Origin of the sequence: Legionella quinlivanii (assembly GCF_003265995.1) — a bacterium.
GTDB lineage: Bacteria > Pseudomonadota > Gammaproteobacteria > Legionellales > Legionellaceae > Legionella_C > Legionella_C quinlivanii_A.
Genome location: NZ_MVJN01000006.1, coordinates 149512 through 164461 on the forward strand (window position 1 = coordinate 149512; position 14950 = coordinate 164461).

Here is a 14950-nt window from a genome sequence, read left to right on the forward strand (position 1 = left end):
GATACAAGCAGTTTGCACAGCGCATCGAATCGACTTAAAAATAAGCGATAGCTAATCTTCTAAGAAGATAATTGGAGGGAGGCTGATGCTGTGTTAGACTAACAGGATTTTTGTAACAGCGAGTAAAATAATAAAATGAAGTGTTTGCAAATTTATTCCAAAGTGGCATTGGCCGCCTCTCTTTTTTTCCAAAGCGCTGTATTTTATGCTGATACAGCTTTGCCTAATACGCCGATTCCAAGCCCGACTATAACCAATAAACCCCTTATCACCCCTTCTCCTCCAACCCTGAATGCCAAAGCCTATATTCTTATCGATGTCAATAGCGGCAAAATTATTGCCGAGAAAAATAGTGAGGAACAATTACCACCTGCAAGCCTCACAAAAATGATGACTCTTTACGTCATCTCCAATGCGCTGCACAACGACCAGATCCATTTGACGGATAATGTCAGAATCAGCCGCGAAGCCTGGAAAACAGGCGGCTCAAGAATGTTTGTTAAAGAAGGTCAGATGGTAAGTATTGAAGATCTTCTGAAAGGGATTATTGTTGATTCAGGTAATGATGCCTGTGTTGCTATGGCAGAACATCTCGGCGGCAGTGAGCCCGGCTTTGCTGAAATTATGAATCAACAGGCCCAGCAACTGGGGATGGTGAATAGTCACTTCACGGACAGTACCGGCCTGCCTGATCCCAATTTACATACTACTGCCAAAGATCTCGCTATTTTGGGACGTGCGCTGATTACGAACTTCCCTCAATACTATCACTGGTATGGTCAAAAATGGTTTACTTACAATGGAATTCGCCAGCCTAACCGTAATCGTCTGCTTTGGAGAGATAGTCAGGTCGATGGGGTTAAAACAGGTCATACCAATGATGCGGGTTTTTGTCTGGTATCCTCTGCCAAACGAGATAACATGCGCCTCCTGGCAGTCGTACTAGGCTCTCCAAGCGATTCAGTCAGGGCAGATGACAGTGAACGTCTTCTGAATTATGGTTTTCGTTTTTTTGAAACACATCCTCTCTACAAAGCAGGACAAAGTATTACCAAAGTTCCCGTATACAAAGGCGCTTCCAGCGAGCTGAATGTTGGCTTACTGCAGGATCAGTATATCACTATACCTAATGGCCAATATCAACGCCTGAATATCACAACAACTGTAGCAGAAAGTCTCCAGGCACCAATTGAGAAAGGTGACAAGATTGGCGAGCTGGTTGTTCAATTTGATGAAAAAACAATTGATACACACCCGGTTTATGCGCTCGAACCCATTGAAAAAGGCGGCATTTTTACCCGCATGAAAGATTCCGTGCGTTTGATGTTCAAGCGTTGGTTTGGATAAAAGACAAATGAATCAATTCGTTTATCTGAATGGACAAATCACACCCAGCCACGAGGCGAAGATCTCAATCTTCGATCGTGGTTTTCTGTTTGCAGACTCAGTGTATGAAGTTATTCCAGTCTACGATGGACGCCCCTTCTTTGTTGAAAAGCACCTCAGACGCTTACAGTCCAGTCTCGACAAATCGAGATTCCCTGATCCGCAAATAGATTGGCTGCCTGTGCTGGATGAATTAATCAGACTCAATGGCAATGGTGACATGCAGTTATACATTCAGATTACCCGAGGTAATCAGGGAGTGCGTAAACATGATATTCCTGACAAATTAGAACCTACAGTGGTGGCCTTCACTGTTCATAGCAGCTTTCCCACATCCGCTGCAGCGGAGGGGCTTCATGCGATAATTCTTGAAGATTACCGCTGGGAGCGGTGCGATATTAAATCAACCGCCTTGCTGGCTAATGTCCTGCTCAATGATGAAGCAATTCGCCAAGGGGCAAATACGACCATCCTGACCAGAAAAGGCTTTGTTACCGAGGGGAGTGTGAGTAACATTTTTCTGGTAGACAAAAATAATATTATCAGAACCCCTCCTCTGAACCACTATTGCCTTCCAGGCATTACCCGCGAAATTGCATTAGACTTAATAAAAGAGCTTAACTGGAAATTTATTGAGGAGCCTATTCCGGTACAAGATATTTTTACTGCATCTGAACTGTGGATTACCAGCACTACTAAAGAAATTTATCCAGTTACCCAAGTCAATAATTTACCGATTGGCGATGGTCAGGCGGGAATTTACTGGCAGAAAATTAATATCCGATACAAAGAGTTGGTTAGAAAACTATGAATGATAAACCCAGTCTGATTGAATTTCCCTGTGATTTCCCTTTAAAAATTATTGGGAGTAATACAGAGCGTTTCGTGGCAGAAATAACCGAGATCGTTCTGAAACACTATCCTCAGACACCGGATCATAAAATCCAGTCTAAAAATACCGAGCGAGGAAATTATGTCTCAGTTACTGTGACTGTGTTTATTTATGATCAGATTTCACTGGATAATCTGTACCGGGAGCTTACCAGTCATCCTGATATCAAAATGGTTTTATGATGATAATACGCAATCTTGGACTACAAACCTATCAGTCCGTTTGGGATGAAATGAAGGTATTCACCAGCAACAGGCAGATAGAAACCAGCGATGAATGCTGGCTATTGGAGCATTTTCCAGTATATACCCAAGGTCAGGCAGGCAAGCCGGAACATTTACTCAATCCAGCGAACATTCCTGTTATCCAGTCCGATCGTGGCGGTCAGATTACTTATCATGGTCCCGGCCAATTAGTCGCCTATGTTTTAGTGGATTTAAAGCGAAGGCATATCGGTATTCGCACCCTTGTTTGTCAATTGGAAGCCCTGTTGATTAGCTTGTTAGCCCATTATCAACTTGATGCCACAACTCGCTGCGGTGCTCCCGGCGTCTATTTTAATGAAAAAAAGATTGCATCTATAGGATTACGGGTGAAAAATGGCTGCACCTATCATGGAATTGCACTGAATGTGAATATGGACCTGCAACCCTTTAAAGGGATAAATCCCTGCGGCTTTAGTCAGTTAGAGATGACTCAGATTAGTGACTATGTACCAGGCATTGACTTGGCTGAGGTGAAACAAAACCTTGCAGCACTTTTTTTAAAGCATTTTAAAACCTGACAAGTATGCAATTATTCTCCCATTACATTGAGCCTCTGATTTCGTGGCTGCAGTATAATCCGCACTGGGCATTATTCTTTACTTTTTTGGTTTCCTTCTCTGAATCCTTAGCCATTATTGGCAGCATCATTCCTGGGTCAATCACTATGACCGCGATAGGTATACTGGCAGGTACCGGCGTGATGCGTGTGGATTTGACACTGATAGCAGCAATTTTAGGAGCCATTGCAGGCGACAGCATCAGCTATCTCATTGGATACACCTTCAGAGACAGTATTATTTCTATCTGGCCGTTTAAACGTTATCCCAACCTTTTAACTTATGGTAAAGATTATTTTAAACGCCACGGTGGTAAAAGTGTATTGATTGGTCGCTTTGTGGGCCCGCTCCGCTCGATCATTCCGGTTATTGCCGGCATGATGGGAATGAGCCAATGGCGTTTCTTCATCGCCAATTTTATTTCAGCTATCGGCTGGTCCCTGCTCTATGTTCTGCCTGGAGTATTGATTGGTGCAGCTAGCTCTGAGCTTTCGCCAGAAAGTGCAGCACGTCTCCTGGTAGTTGTCTTACTATTACTCGGCTTAATCTGGTTATTCAGTGTAGTTTTAAAGTGGATAATCGTCAGAGTCAATAGACTATTACGTACAAGCCTTCATGACTTTTGGTCCTGGTCAAGCCGGCACCCGCATCTGGCTTCGATTATCTCCAGATTAACGCCTGCCAATGAAAGCAATCATTATCAAACAGCGGGATTATGCCTGGTATTTCTTGTCTGTTTGTTATGTTTGCTGATTATTTCCTTTATGGTTTACGATCAGAAAGGTCTTTTTGTATTAAATCAACCCGTTCATTTATTTCTACAGAGCTTGCGCGGAATTTCCTTCGACAGCTTTTTTATCATTCTGGTATCGGTAATTAGCCCCATTAATTTACTGGCAGTGTGCGCCGGGGTTTTCATAATCTATTCCTGGCAACACAATTGGCGGCAGGCAGCTTATTGGATCAATCTCCATTTAAGCTGTGCATTGCTCATGTTATTCATTCACTGGCTGATACCAAGCGCCAGACCAGAGGGCCTGTTAAATATTCAGAGCGGTAACTCCTATCCTTCCATTGGTCTGAGCTTTGCAACTGCCCAATATACTATGCTCATGTACTTCAGCAATGATTTGCATAAAAACAGAGTTACCAGAACATTTAACAGTCTGGCTATTTCAGTATTAATTCTGGCAGGCTTTGGCACTATTTATTTAGGAGATCACTGGTTAACAGATATCTTGTCAGCCTATATGGCCGGATTAGGATTAAGCACAATTCACTGGCTGTTTTATCGTCGCAAAATTTCTCTTATTGTCAGTCCTCTCTGGCTAAGATACTTCTTACTGGGCCTTATTCTTGGCGGCACCTTGCTGAGAACCTTGCTGCATCATGATCAGGAAATTAAAAACCATCAGCCTTATTATGCGCAGTATGTTTTTACCGATGCCCGCTGGTGGAATCAGACAGCCCCTCTTTTGCCTGCATTTCGTACAAACCGAATCGGCAAACCAATTGCTTTATTTAATGTGCAGTATGCCGGCTCCATCAATCATCTGGAAGAGGAGTTAGCCCGTCAAGGCTGGCACAAGCAGAATGACTCATTGTTCTATGCCTTACTTAAACGGTTTAGTAAAAATTATTCTGCAGAAATCCCTCTGATGGCCCCGCTCTATTTAAACCGAAAACCTGTCCTGGTAATGACTTTTAAGCCAGGCCGGCGAAAACCCATGCTTATTCTGAGAATGTGGCGTTCAAATTTTCATTTAAAATCAATGAAGCAACCTCTATGGCTTGGCACACTGGAATCACATCAACCCCCCAAGCTGTCCAGTAAGGAAAAAACCTACACTATCAATATTCTACACTTCCCTTTGTATTATATGAGCAAATCTCTTCATATCTTTCCGCAGAAACAGATTAAATTTAACCTTGCACGTCATCAGGGAGTCGAAGTTCCAAAAGAGACGGTAATACTGATCATCAAAGATCTGCCGCAACGTATTCCAGAAGGATCTGAACAAAAGTTATAAACGTTTGCTGATACCAATCTGATTGATGCGCAAAATCCTGATCAGTTACAAATCTATTACTTGATCTTTCACAAGCTGTAGAGCAATATAACTAACATCAGCTTATCGCGCAGGCTAGGCAATAATCCCATAGGTGTAGATTAATTCAGCGCCAAGATGTCTATTTAAGGAATATAATATGATTTCATTGATGAATTCTATCTATTTTATTTTTCCACTCATTAGTCTGGTATTACTCGCCTATGGTTTCAAATCCAGTCATAAAAACTATATTTCTCTGGCACTTTGGCTTAGTCTTATTGCGGTATTGCTGGAATACAAAACAGCGGGTGGTGAAATTCTTGGCAGTTATTTCAATTACAAACATGCTGCTGTCTACTCTCTCAATCTAATGGTTCTGATCATTTGTATTGTTTATCTGCTGTGTTATTCGTTCAGACAGTCTAAAAGCATACTTTATCGTTATATATCCGGTTTAACAGCAGCAATCGCAGTAACTGGTGCAGCAATTTTAATAAGCAATTTATGGATCAATGCGTTTTTCATCGAACACCGGCTTCAAAACACACCACTTCTACAGGTGGCAAGCTTCCAACAAGTTGAATACTGCAACTATAGTTATGTTTTTTATAAAATAAGCCCTGAAGGTAACGTTCAATATATGTGCCCCAATTATTATGGTCTGCTTCCATCAGTTGGCGGTTTACGCATTCCGCCAGCCCATGTTTTAAAGCAGCTCCCGCCTCAGTTACAGGCTAAATTCACTCATTCAGGGGTTAATTCAAAAATGCCGTAAATACTCATTTCGATTGCTGTTGATAATTTGTTCTATTGATTATTTTTTGGTACTATCGTGAAAAATTTATCTCATAAAAAGACCATGCAACGACTGCTAATCAGCTTATTAATTATATTTAGCCAGTCATCTCTGGCAATGGCTCCCAAATTGAATTGGAACCAAGCCGTTGATAATGCCATTATCAGATATGGTTTACGTACCGAGCCTGAATTAATTCGTTTTTTCTCCAAAGCGAATGTGGCTTATCCTCCCAAAGAAATAGCCCTGCTCGCCTTTAAACAGGAAAGGCAGATTGAGTTATGGGCTAAAAACGATAATCATGACTGGAAACACATCCATACCTATCCATTAACTGCATTTAGCGGCCGTCTTGGCCCTAAACTAAAAGAAAGAGACGGACAAATCCCGGAAGGTGTCTATAAACTGGTTACATTTAACCCTTTTAGCAGTATGCACTTGTCAATGATGATTAATTACCCAAATAATTTTGATCGGCTGCAAGCAAGTAAAGATGGGCGAACAAAATTGGGGGGTGATATATTTCTGCATGGGAAATCACTTTCTGTTGGCTGCCTTGCTGTAGGAGACAAGGCCATTGATCAATTATTTCTTTTAAGCCGCAGAGTAGGTCTTAACAATATCAAGATGATTATTGCGCCCAATGACTTACGAGTTGCCAAACCAGCGACTTCAAATTTTGCTCAACCCAGATGGCTGCCTGAGTTATATAAACAAATTACTGATGCCTTGCATCAATTTCCAAAGAATAAAAAAATAGCTTGATGACCGTACTATCAACAACTGATAAAGGTCTGTCTTTTCCGCGTAGGCGGAAAGCCATCCACGATCCGGCACAGTACCCGCGATGAAAATAGATTCCTGCCTTCGCAGGAATGACACAGCAAGCATATAAGTGGAGTGTGATTCATGGGGATATACATCATTTCGAAGCCGGAGCTTTATTTAGCCTTTCCAAAAGACTAAAATAATTATTTTCACAGAACTGATGCATGATCCTGGCCGTAGCGCCCCATACAAATTTGCTTTCATGAAGAAATCGAATAGTTTTGAATGTTAAGCCGCCTCTTTTAAACTCAATCTCCTGATAATTAGCTTGTATACAGATCTGATCAATCGGCAGCATAAATAGTTCAGAAACCTCTGCAGCATTGAGCGTGAACGGCTCTATTGAATTAACTGAGGCAAACCATGGGTGGATAATATAACCAGTCAGAGTATGCTCTTTTTCCATTGGGCAAATTAATCGAACCCGATCAGCTGTAATACCCAGTTCCTCATGCAACTCACGTAAACCGGTGTCCTGGAGACTTCGATCGTCTTCTTGCCAACCACCGCCAGGAAAACAGATTTCCCCGGGGTGGCTGCGCAGAAAAGGATTGCGTATAGTCAGCAGCAATGATTTGCTCTTTTCTTCAAAAAGAACGATGACCGCGGCTATCTTATTTTCCATTCTCTAACAATCCTTTCAGGATGGGATTAATTTTAATAAAACACTCATCATATTCCTTATCACACTCTGAATCTATTACGATACCTCCACCTGCGGCAAACAAGAGTTTATTCCCTTTTGCAGTAATTGTCCGAATAGCAATATTCGTATCAAATCGCCCGTGATTGGAGAAATACCCAATACTTCCACAATAAACCCCACGGGCAAAGGCTTCACTTTCAGCAATCACTTTCATTGACTCTAATTTGGGAGCCCCCGTGATCGAACCACCAGGAAAACAGGCCCCAAACGCTGCAAACATGCCAATATCTTCCCGGCATTCCGCTTCAATATGACTGACTAAATGATGAACGCCTTTATAACTTTGAAGTTCGCATAACCCAGTAACCCTGACGCTGCCTGTTTTCGCAATTTTCCCCAGATCATTTCTAAGTAAGTCCACAATCATTATGTTTTCAGCACGATTTTTTTCAGAATTTATCAATTCCAGTCTTGCTGCATTATCGCGTGCTTCATTTTCATCATTCCTGGCAGTACCCTTTATTGGAGAAGTCGTTAATTTACCTTGCGTATAAGTCAGAAAGCATTCGGGAGAAAATGATAAAATATCTGCGTTTTCCAGCCTAATGAATGCTCCATAGGGAACAGGATTCACTGCTCTAATTGTTTGATAAATGGCATAACTGTTCCCTTCATAACCCATAGAAAAGCCTTGAGTTAAGTTAGCCTGATAACAGCGGCCTTGAAATAGCGCTTCCTGAATAAAACGAAACGACTCTTGATAATCGTCACAGGAAATAAATGTGCACAGAGGGAGCTGAATTTTGAACTCACCATCCGTAACGGCTTCCTCGTCTGCCTCCAGCCATAACTCAGCCATAGCAGCGGCAATTTCCGGAGTTTCCTTCCTGGTATTGGCAGCAAATAAACTCACTTTTTTTAAATGATGATCAATTATGATTGCCCAGTCATATAGCCCCAGGTGAAATAATGGCATACCCTCCATGTCAGGGTGGATTTCCATCTCTATTCCAGCGAGCTGACAAGCCAGATCATAGGAAAAATAGCCTATTGCGCCTCCCTGAAACGGCAAATCGCAGCTTGAAGGGACAGGGGGCAACAATGAATCGAGATAAGTGAAGAGATTATTTAGATCCGATAGATGCTTTTCATTAACAAGCTCATATGGGAATGCTGTCAGAATATCAAAACGACCTCGAAGTTGATCTGCACTTTCAATAAGCACAAAGCCAGTTAATTGACTAAATTTGCTATAGTTATGACATAAATTTGACGGATAAGATAATTCTAATATATTATACTCGAACAAGTTACATCCTTTTTGTACAATTTAACCTAATAATGATAATTTAAATTGAAAAAGGATTCCATTAAATTTCTCAACTATCAACTGCATATGAAAGTAAGTTTTCTAAAGGTTATACCTAATTCTGCCCTCCTCTGGGAGTACAATCCTGAATCCAACACAGCCGAATATATTTTTAAGACAGAGAGTGATCTGCTTAAAGTGGTGACACCCCGAGCCGCCATTGTGGACGCCATGAGACAAATTAATGGGATCCGACTAGAGGACAGCCGAGCAGTCATTGATGACGTAAAGGAGTTTATAAAAACTTATCCGATGCTGGAAGTACCTATCCCACAATCAACTCCAGAAAAAACAGGTAAAGCCTCAGACATTGAAAAAACAAACCTGCCCGGTTTTTCCATGTTCAAACGCAACACATCAACCCGTATCCAGGGAAGCAAAACCACCAAAACCCAAAGGGCATCTTTATCACTGGAAAACTATTCAGAAAATAGAGAGCGAACAAAGAGTCAAATCGCTGATGCCTCAGCTGAAGACTCCCGTCATTCTGTACAGTTGCCAATTATGCGCCAAAGCTCCCCCTTGAAACCGCTTGATGCTGCCGCGCTATCCAGTAAAGCTTCCTACATCCCGGGAAGTTTTAATATCGATACAATCATTCCAATAGACAAATCACCTGAAGCCTGGCGCCAAACCCTCGTATTTCTTGATGCGCTTAGTGAAAAAACAACTAACGACAAACAAAAAAGTGCTATGCAGCTTTTAAGAGATGAGCAGGATATCATCAAGGAATTACATCTAATCGAGATGACCAAATTATATGAAATCAAAGGGGCACTCATCCGAAAACTTAAAAAATTTCTCGATATTATTGAGAGCGCTTTACAGCAGGTCGATTCTAAATATCCTTTTCCCGCAGCAATCTTTTCTTATTTTCGCATGGCAATTGTTGGAGCTATGGTTAATACCCAGGAAAATCTCAAAATCTATGCAGAGATCAATGCCAGAACCAGCAAATCCAAATCAGAGGCGGCGCGATTTATAAAACGCCAGGCTGAAAAATCAGAACTGGTAATGGCTCGCTTATTAGCTTTTCATTATTTTACCAGCTCTGAGTTAACCCAGATTCAAGACGATAATGAATCGCTGCAATCTTTTCTGGCACAAGTCAAAATCAAACTTAAACCCAAACGGCAGAAACTTGATTTATTACTAGCGGGAATGACACAGCTTATTCTTGAATCTCTTGAATATGAGTGGATGTTCAAAAAAGAAATGGAACGTATTTCCAATGAATGTTCTAAACATCCTCAACAAATTGAAATTGCCATTCTTGAATCCGAAAAAGATGGACAGGCGCAATGCATGTACTCTGTTTATGCCTTAATCAAAGGGGTTATCTCACCTTCGGAATTACATAAAAAATCCAGTAACGAACTGGATCGCTTTATTTTTTCATTAATGGGTGATTTGATTAATTATATAAAAGTACAATACTATTGTATTTCCCCTTTTGTTGGCAATATCAGCTTAAAGGGCACCTGGAAAGACGAGCATAAAGATCCCAGAGATTTCTATATTTATGAGGACTTTGCAGTGCAATTAAGGAGCTCTTTAAAAGCGCTGGTTACTCCCCTCCTTTATTCAAGTGGTAAATATGCCTTTCCCTCGGAAGAAAAACGGTTTAATTCGGTAAATGATTCTACCGAGGAAAAACTGGTTCCTTTTAAAACGCTTTTGCTAAATCACCTTATCGAGAGCATCAATACGCTCATCAAAAACGCCGCGGATAATATAGTTCCTGCTAGCAGCAACGCTGGTGAGAAAACTGAAGCGACTGGTGTATACGAACCAGCAGAACAGGAAAGCTCTTCATTAGCCCTTTAGAAAAAACTGTTTCAAACAAGGATGGTTTTTAAGAGAAATAATGAGTATTCTATGGCGATATGTTGTGAACAAGGAGAAAATCCGTGACAACAGTCGCCCAGTTTGAAATTCAATTCAACCAGTGTATTAATGAAAATGGTGAGGCCTGTGCTGTCTTGCCTGATTTTGCGAAACAGGATCAGGTTCTGCAGGATCTTTACCGTATTATGGTAAGGACACGCATCTTTGATCGGAAAGCCATCGCATTACAGCGTACAGGAAAGATGGGAACTTATGCACCTATCAATGGCCAGGAAGCAATATCAACGGCTATTGGTCATGCCATGCGCCCGGAAGACGTGCTTGTTCCCTATTACCGGGATTACGCCGCGCAATTCCAGCGTGGTGTAAAAATGTCGGAAATCCTTGCCTATTGGGGTGGAGATGAACGTGGAAGCCATTTTGCCAATAACAAGGAAGATCTACCAATTTGCGTGCCAATCGCGTCACAATGCCTGCATGCAGCAGGCGTAGCCTTTGCCTTTAAATACCGTCATCAATCTCGTGTGGCCGTAACCTGTATCGGCGAAGGCGGTACATCGGAAGGTGATTTCTATGAAGCAATGAACGTCGCCGGCACCTGGAATCTTCCCGTGGTTTTTATTGTTAATAATAACCAGTGGGCTATTTCAGTACCTCTTTCCAAACAGACAGCAACAGAAACTGTCGCACAGAAAGCAATCGCCGCCGGTTTTACAGGCGTACAAGTCGATGGAAATGATGTAGTAGCCTGCCGTAAAGTCATTGGCGAGGCCATTGAAAAGGCCAGACGCGGTGAAGGACCAACGCTCATCGAAGCATTGACTTACCGGCTTTGTGACCATACCACAGCAGATGATGCAACCCGCTATCAACCTCAGAATGAAGTCGATGCAGCAAAACCTAAAGAGCCAATCAGCCGATTTCGTCATTTCCTTGAAGCAAACAATTTATGGGATGCGGCTCGTGAAGAACAGCTAACTATTGAAGCCAGCACTGAAGTTCAGGCAGCGGTTGATGAATATCTTGGTCAGAAAAGGCAGTCAATTACCAGCATTTTTGATTATCACTATGAAACCTTACCCGATTATCTGATTGAGCAGCGGGCCATTGCAATGGAGGAAGCCGACAATGCCTGAAATTACCCTCATAGAAGCAGTCACCCAGGCACTGGCTTATGAATTGGCACATGATGAGAACGTCGTTGTGTTTGGTGAAGATGTCGGCAAAAATGGCGGAGTATTCAGAGCCACTGTCGGCCTCCAGGAACGTTTTGGCGAAGAACGGGTTTTTGATACTCCTCTGGCGGAATCGATGATTGCCGGATTGTCAGTGGGAATGTCAGTTCAGGGGATAAAACCCGTTGCTGAATTCCAGTTTATGGGTTTCATTTATCCTGCATTTAACCAGATTCTTTCTCATGCGGCACGTATGAGAAATCGAACTCGCGGCCGTCTGCACTGTCCGATTGTTTTCAGAGCTCCCTTCGGCGGCGGTATCCGTGCACCTGAGCATCACTCAGAAAGCACTGAAGCCCTTTTTACTCACATACCTGGTTTGCAAGTGGTGATTCCCTCTTCGCCCAGAAGAGCCTATGGATTATTATTAGCGGCAATCAGAAATCCTGATCCGGTAATATTCCTTGAACCTAAACGTATCTATCGTCTGGTGAAGCAACCTGTTGAAGATAACGGTGAAGCCCTGCCTCTTGGAAAATGCTTTACTCTGCAACAGGGGAGCGATGTCACTCTGGTCAGTTGGGGCGCCAGTATTCATGAAACCATGCAGGCTGCCAAACAATTACAGGACGAAGGCATTTCCTGCGAAGTGATTGATGTGGCAACTATTAAGCCTTTGGACATTGAAACAATTATTAACTCAGTTGAAAAAACCGGCCGCTGCGTGATTGTCCATGAAGCAGCAAGAACCTGTGGAGTTGGTGCAGAAATATCGGCTCAATTGATGGAAAACTGTCTTGGTGATTTACAGGCCCCCGTTCAACGGGTAACGGGCTATGATACGGTAATGCCCTATTTTCAACTTGAAAAATTTTACATTCCGAGTGTCCAGCGTATTAAGGACAGCGTACTCAGTATAATGGAGTAATTATGAATATTTTTAATCTGCCTGATTTGGGTGAAGGTCTGCCTGATGCTGAAATTCATGAGTGGTTTGTAAAGGAAGGCGACCAGGTTAAACTGGATCAACCGCTTGTGTCTATGGAAACTGCAAAAGCGGTAGTAGACGTTCCCTGCCCTCAGGACGGCACCATCGTTAAATTATTTGGAAAGCCTGGCGATGTACTGAAAACAGGTACCCCTTTAGTGGCTTTTGCTGAAACAACCGCGGCAAGAACTGACAAAGGCACTGTGGTCGGCAATCTCGAAGAGAGCCATGATGTCAGCGAAGATAATTTTACAATCGGCTCAATAAGCCCCTCGGCATCTGAAAATAATAAACGCCCTAAAGCGACGCCTGCAGTACGCGTTTTAGCTAAAAAATTGGGCGTGGATTTGTGCACCCTGGCTGGCACAGGTCAGCATGGGATGATAACACGTGACGATGTGGAACGTGCCGCAAGCCCTAAAACAAGCATACCCGAAGGATTTGAACCTTTACGTGGTGTACGACGTGCGATGCTAAACAGCATGGTCCAATCTCATCAGGTTATTGTACCCGTCAGCATCTTCGATGAAGCCGATATTGAAGCCTGGCAACCCAATCAGGATATTACTGCCCGCCTTATTCGTGCAATAGCGGATGGTGCAAAAAAAGAGCCTGCCCTCAATGCCTGGTTTAACACAGAGCATTCCGCTCGTAAATGTTTTGAAAGTGTTCATTTGGGTCTGGCGATGGATACAGAAGATGGATTGTTTGTGCCGGTTATTCATGACGCAGATAAAAAATCAGCGCAGGAACTAAGAGCCATCATCGATGAATTTAAAAAATCTGTCCGTGAGCGAGCAGTTCCCGCAGATAAGCTAAAAGGTGCAACAATCACCCTGTCAAACTTTGGAAAATTTGCGGGCAAATTCGCAAGCCCGATTATTGTTCCACCAATGGTTGCTATTTTAGCCGTAGGTCGTTTGTACAGTGGGGCAGTTACCGCAAATGGACAGATAAAATCCCACCGCTTGCTTCCGCTTTCCCTAAGCTTTGATCACCGAGCTGTAACCGGTGGAGAAGCCACCCGTTTCCTGGGTGCTGTGATTGAGTCATTGCAAAAACCGGAATGATTTAGCTAACAAACGTAGGTCGGGCGCTTTCGCCCGACATTTCAATATTATCTCATTTGTTTATTTTGAATGAAACAATCGAATGTCGGGCGAAAGCGCCCGAACTACGAAGCTGTGAAGCTTCTATCACCGAACCATCTTGTGATGAGTATTCAAAATTACAAGCGCTTGTTGTGCGTCCGCTTGTCCAGCCGCTGCAGCCCTGTTGATCCATAGCCAGGCCTTTTCACGATCTTCAACAACCCCTCGTCCATAGTAATACATATAACCCACTGCATATTGTGCATCTGGCTGGCCGCCTTCCGCTGCAGGCAAGAGGTGAATGAAGGCTTTTCTATAATCCTGTGCACGGAAACAGGCAATCCCTTCATCGAAATTTACAGCTCTGAAACAGGCCGTCTGTAAAAAACAACAAATTAAGAGAATGATTAATTTTGAAACTAATCGCATACTGGCTAATCCTTAAAAAGCGGCTTGACCGGCCCATCAAAATGGAGCTGGTTTTTAGGTAACTTGATGCTCTCTAAAGCACCATTATGCAAAACAACGATATCCTGCTCATTGATTGATTTAATCGTTGCGCCACCCGGTAAGCTATCTCCAATCACATAAAGTCGCTCCTGGCCTCCAGCAGAGCGTATCAATACCTGAGAGGCGTTTTTTTCCGACGAATACATGATTCCTACTATCTCAAGATCAAGCATTGATTCTTTAATATCCTGGCCTGATAAATTAACAGGAACATAAACGCCAAACAATGCTGCCTTAAAAATAGCGGACTTTTTATTCAGCTCTTCCTGGCTCGGTCCAGGCTTGACCCTCTCAATATTTAATTCAGCAGAACTCTGCTCCTGAGACTTTATAGCAAGAGAGTACATTTCAGTAAGGAATAAGGCCAGGAAAATCGTAAACATGAGTATTGCGATTAATTTCACCGGCTCGCCGAGCAGTTCGGAATTTAGTTTGGTCAGCCTCACAACACTCTGATAGATTGAAATAATTACCCTAGTTTAAATTAAACAGCATCGGGTTTAAACTGCAAAAACGAAATTTAGCCCTCATTCTGATGATTTCTATT

At 42.6% G+C, this 14950-nt stretch carries 15 protein-coding genes; 11 read left to right on the forward strand and 4 right to left on the reverse strand.

What is annotated here, in order from left to right; translation table 11 throughout:
* The first annotated feature begins 135 nt into the window (after positions 1–135).
* From B1207_RS09065 to B1207_RS09095, 7 genes are all read left to right on the forward strand, one after another.
* Positions 136–1347: a D-alanyl-D-alanine carboxypeptidase family protein gene (locus B1207_RS09065; RefSeq protein WP_112219662.1), complete on the forward strand. Its 1212-nt coding sequence runs from the start codon at positions 136–138 to the stop codon at positions 1345–1347.
* A 7-nt stretch (positions 1348–1354) separates the two neighbouring features.
* Positions 1355–2197 (forward strand): D-amino acid aminotransferase, encoded by an 843-nt coding sequence (locus tag B1207_RS09070; protein WP_112219663.1) that lies wholly within the window; start codon positions 1355–1357, stop codon positions 2195–2197.
* Complete coding sequence (locus B1207_RS09075) at positions 2194–2460, forward strand: HP0495 family protein (protein WP_112219664.1); 267 nt, start codon at positions 2194–2196, stop codon at positions 2458–2460. Before B1207_RS09070 ends, B1207_RS09075 begins: the two co-directional genes overlap by 4 nt.
* A complete protein-coding gene (gene lipB / locus B1207_RS09080) occupies positions 2460–3062 on the forward strand; it encodes a lipoyl(octanoyl) transferase LipB (RefSeq protein WP_112219796.1) in 603 nt (200 codons plus the stop codon). The genes B1207_RS09075 and lipB overlap by 1 nt, the downstream gene beginning before the upstream one ends.
* 5 nt (positions 3063–3067) lie before the next feature.
* Complete coding sequence (locus B1207_RS09085) at positions 3068–5131, forward strand: bifunctional DedA family/phosphatase PAP2 family protein (RefSeq protein WP_112219665.1); 2064 nt, start codon at positions 3068–3070, stop codon at positions 5129–5131.
* Positions 5132–5309: 178 nt separating this feature from the next.
* Complete coding sequence (locus B1207_RS09090) at positions 5310–5927, forward strand: type I secretion system protein LssZ (protein ID WP_112219666.1); 618 nt, start codon at positions 5310–5312, stop codon at positions 5925–5927.
* 84 nt (positions 5928–6011) lie between these two features.
* Complete coding sequence (locus B1207_RS09095) at positions 6012–6713, forward strand: L,D-transpeptidase family protein (RefSeq protein WP_172458260.1); 702 nt, start codon at positions 6012–6014, stop codon at positions 6711–6713.
* A gap of 157 nt (positions 6714–6870) precedes the next feature.
* Here B1207_RS09095 and B1207_RS09100 read toward each other — a convergent pair whose 3' ends face one another.
* Positions 6871–7401: an NUDIX hydrolase gene (locus B1207_RS09100; RefSeq protein ID WP_112219667.1), complete on the reverse strand. Its 531-nt coding sequence runs from the start codon at positions 7399–7401 to the stop codon at positions 6871–6873.
* Positions 7391–8731 carry an aminodeoxychorismate synthase component I gene (gene pabB / locus B1207_RS09105; RefSeq protein WP_172458238.1) on the reverse strand — a complete coding sequence of 447 codons (1341 nt, stop codon included), beginning with the start codon at positions 8729–8731 and terminating at the stop codon, positions 7391–7393. The genes B1207_RS09100 and pabB overlap by 11 nt, the downstream gene beginning before the upstream one ends.
* An 87-nt stretch (positions 8732–8818) precedes the next feature.
* Here pabB and B1207_RS09110 point away from each other — a divergent pair, with 87 nt between their 5' ends.
* From B1207_RS09110 to B1207_RS09125, 4 genes are all read left to right on the forward strand, one after another.
* Positions 8819–10618 carry a hypothetical protein gene (locus tag B1207_RS09110; protein ID WP_112219668.1) on the forward strand — a complete coding sequence of 600 codons (1800 nt, stop codon included), beginning with the start codon at positions 8819–8821 and terminating at the stop codon, positions 10616–10618.
* 83 nt (positions 10619–10701) lie between these two features.
* A complete protein-coding gene (pdhA, locus tag B1207_RS09115; protein ID WP_112219669.1) occupies positions 10702–11775 on the forward strand; it encodes a pyruvate dehydrogenase (acetyl-transferring) E1 component subunit alpha in 1074 nt (357 codons plus the stop codon).
* Entirely contained in the window at positions 11768–12742 is a 975-nt protein-coding gene (locus B1207_RS09120) for an alpha-ketoacid dehydrogenase subunit beta (RefSeq protein WP_112219670.1), read from the forward strand. Before pdhA ends, B1207_RS09120 begins: the two co-directional genes overlap by 8 nt.
* Positions 12743–12744: 2 nt before the next feature.
* Positions 12745–13872: a dihydrolipoamide acetyltransferase family protein gene (locus B1207_RS09125; protein ID WP_112219671.1), complete on the forward strand. Its 1128-nt coding sequence runs from the start codon at positions 12745–12747 to the stop codon at positions 13870–13872.
* 126 nt (positions 13873–13998) lie between these two features.
* Here the strand turns inward: B1207_RS09125 and B1207_RS09130 are convergent, their stop codons facing one another.
* Both B1207_RS09130 and B1207_RS09135 read right to left on the reverse strand, forming a co-directional pair.
* Positions 13999–14322, reverse strand: coding sequence for a tetratricopeptide repeat protein (locus B1207_RS09130; RefSeq protein WP_112219672.1), 324 nt, complete (start codon positions 14320–14322; stop codon positions 13999–14001).
* A 5-nt stretch (positions 14323–14327) separates the two neighbouring features.
* Positions 14328–14786, reverse strand: a complete 459-nt coding sequence (locus B1207_RS09135) for a type II secretion system protein N (RefSeq protein ID WP_146740056.1) — start codon at positions 14784–14786, stop codon at positions 14328–14330.
* Positions 14787–14950: the final 164 nt, after the last annotated feature.

Bases quoted from the DNA above. Each gene is read 5' to 3' on its own strand.
- B1207_RS09100 (WP_112219667.1), bottom strand. From the start codon at position 7,401: ATGGAAAATAAGATAGCCGCGGTCATCGTTCTTTTTGAAGAAAAGAGC.
- B1207_RS09075 (WP_112219664.1), top strand. From the start codon at position 2,194: ATGAATGATAAACCCAGTCTGATTGAATTTCCCTGTGATTTCCCTTTA.
- lipB (WP_112219796.1), top strand. From the start codon at position 2,460: ATGATAATACGCAATCTTGGACTACAAACCTATCAGTCCGTTTGGGAT.
- B1207_RS09095 (WP_172458260.1), top strand. From the start codon at position 6,012: ATGCAACGACTGCTAATCAGCTTATTAATTATATTTAGCCAGTCATCT.
- B1207_RS09110 (WP_112219668.1), top strand. From the start codon at position 8,819: ATGAAAGTAAGTTTTCTAAAGGTTATACCTAATTCTGCCCTCCTCTGG.
- B1207_RS09070 (WP_112219663.1), top strand. From the start codon at position 1,355: ATGAATCAATTCGTTTATCTGAATGGACAAATCACACCCAGCCACGAG.
- B1207_RS09085 (WP_112219665.1), top strand. From the start codon at position 3,068: ATGCAATTATTCTCCCATTACATTGAGCCTCTGATTTCGTGGCTGCAG.
- B1207_RS09120 (WP_112219670.1), top strand. From the start codon at position 11,768: ATGCCTGAAATTACCCTCATAGAAGCAGTCACCCAGGCACTGGCTTAT.
- B1207_RS09125 (WP_112219671.1), top strand. From the start codon at position 12,745: ATGAATATTTTTAATCTGCCTGATTTGGGTGAAGGTCTGCCTGATGCT.
- B1207_RS09090 (WP_112219666.1), top strand. From the start codon at position 5,310: ATGATTTCATTGATGAATTCTATCTATTTTATTTTTCCACTCATTAGT.
- B1207_RS09135 (WP_146740056.1), bottom strand. From the start codon at position 14,786: ATGTTTACGATTTTCCTGGCCTTATTCCTTACTGAAATGTACTCTCTT.
- B1207_RS09065 (WP_112219662.1), top strand. From the start codon at position 136: ATGAAGTGTTTGCAAATTTATTCCAAAGTGGCATTGGCCGCCTCTCTT.
- B1207_RS09130 (WP_112219672.1), bottom strand. From the start codon at position 14,322: ATGCGATTAGTTTCAAAATTAATCATTCTCTTAATTTGTTGTTTTTTA.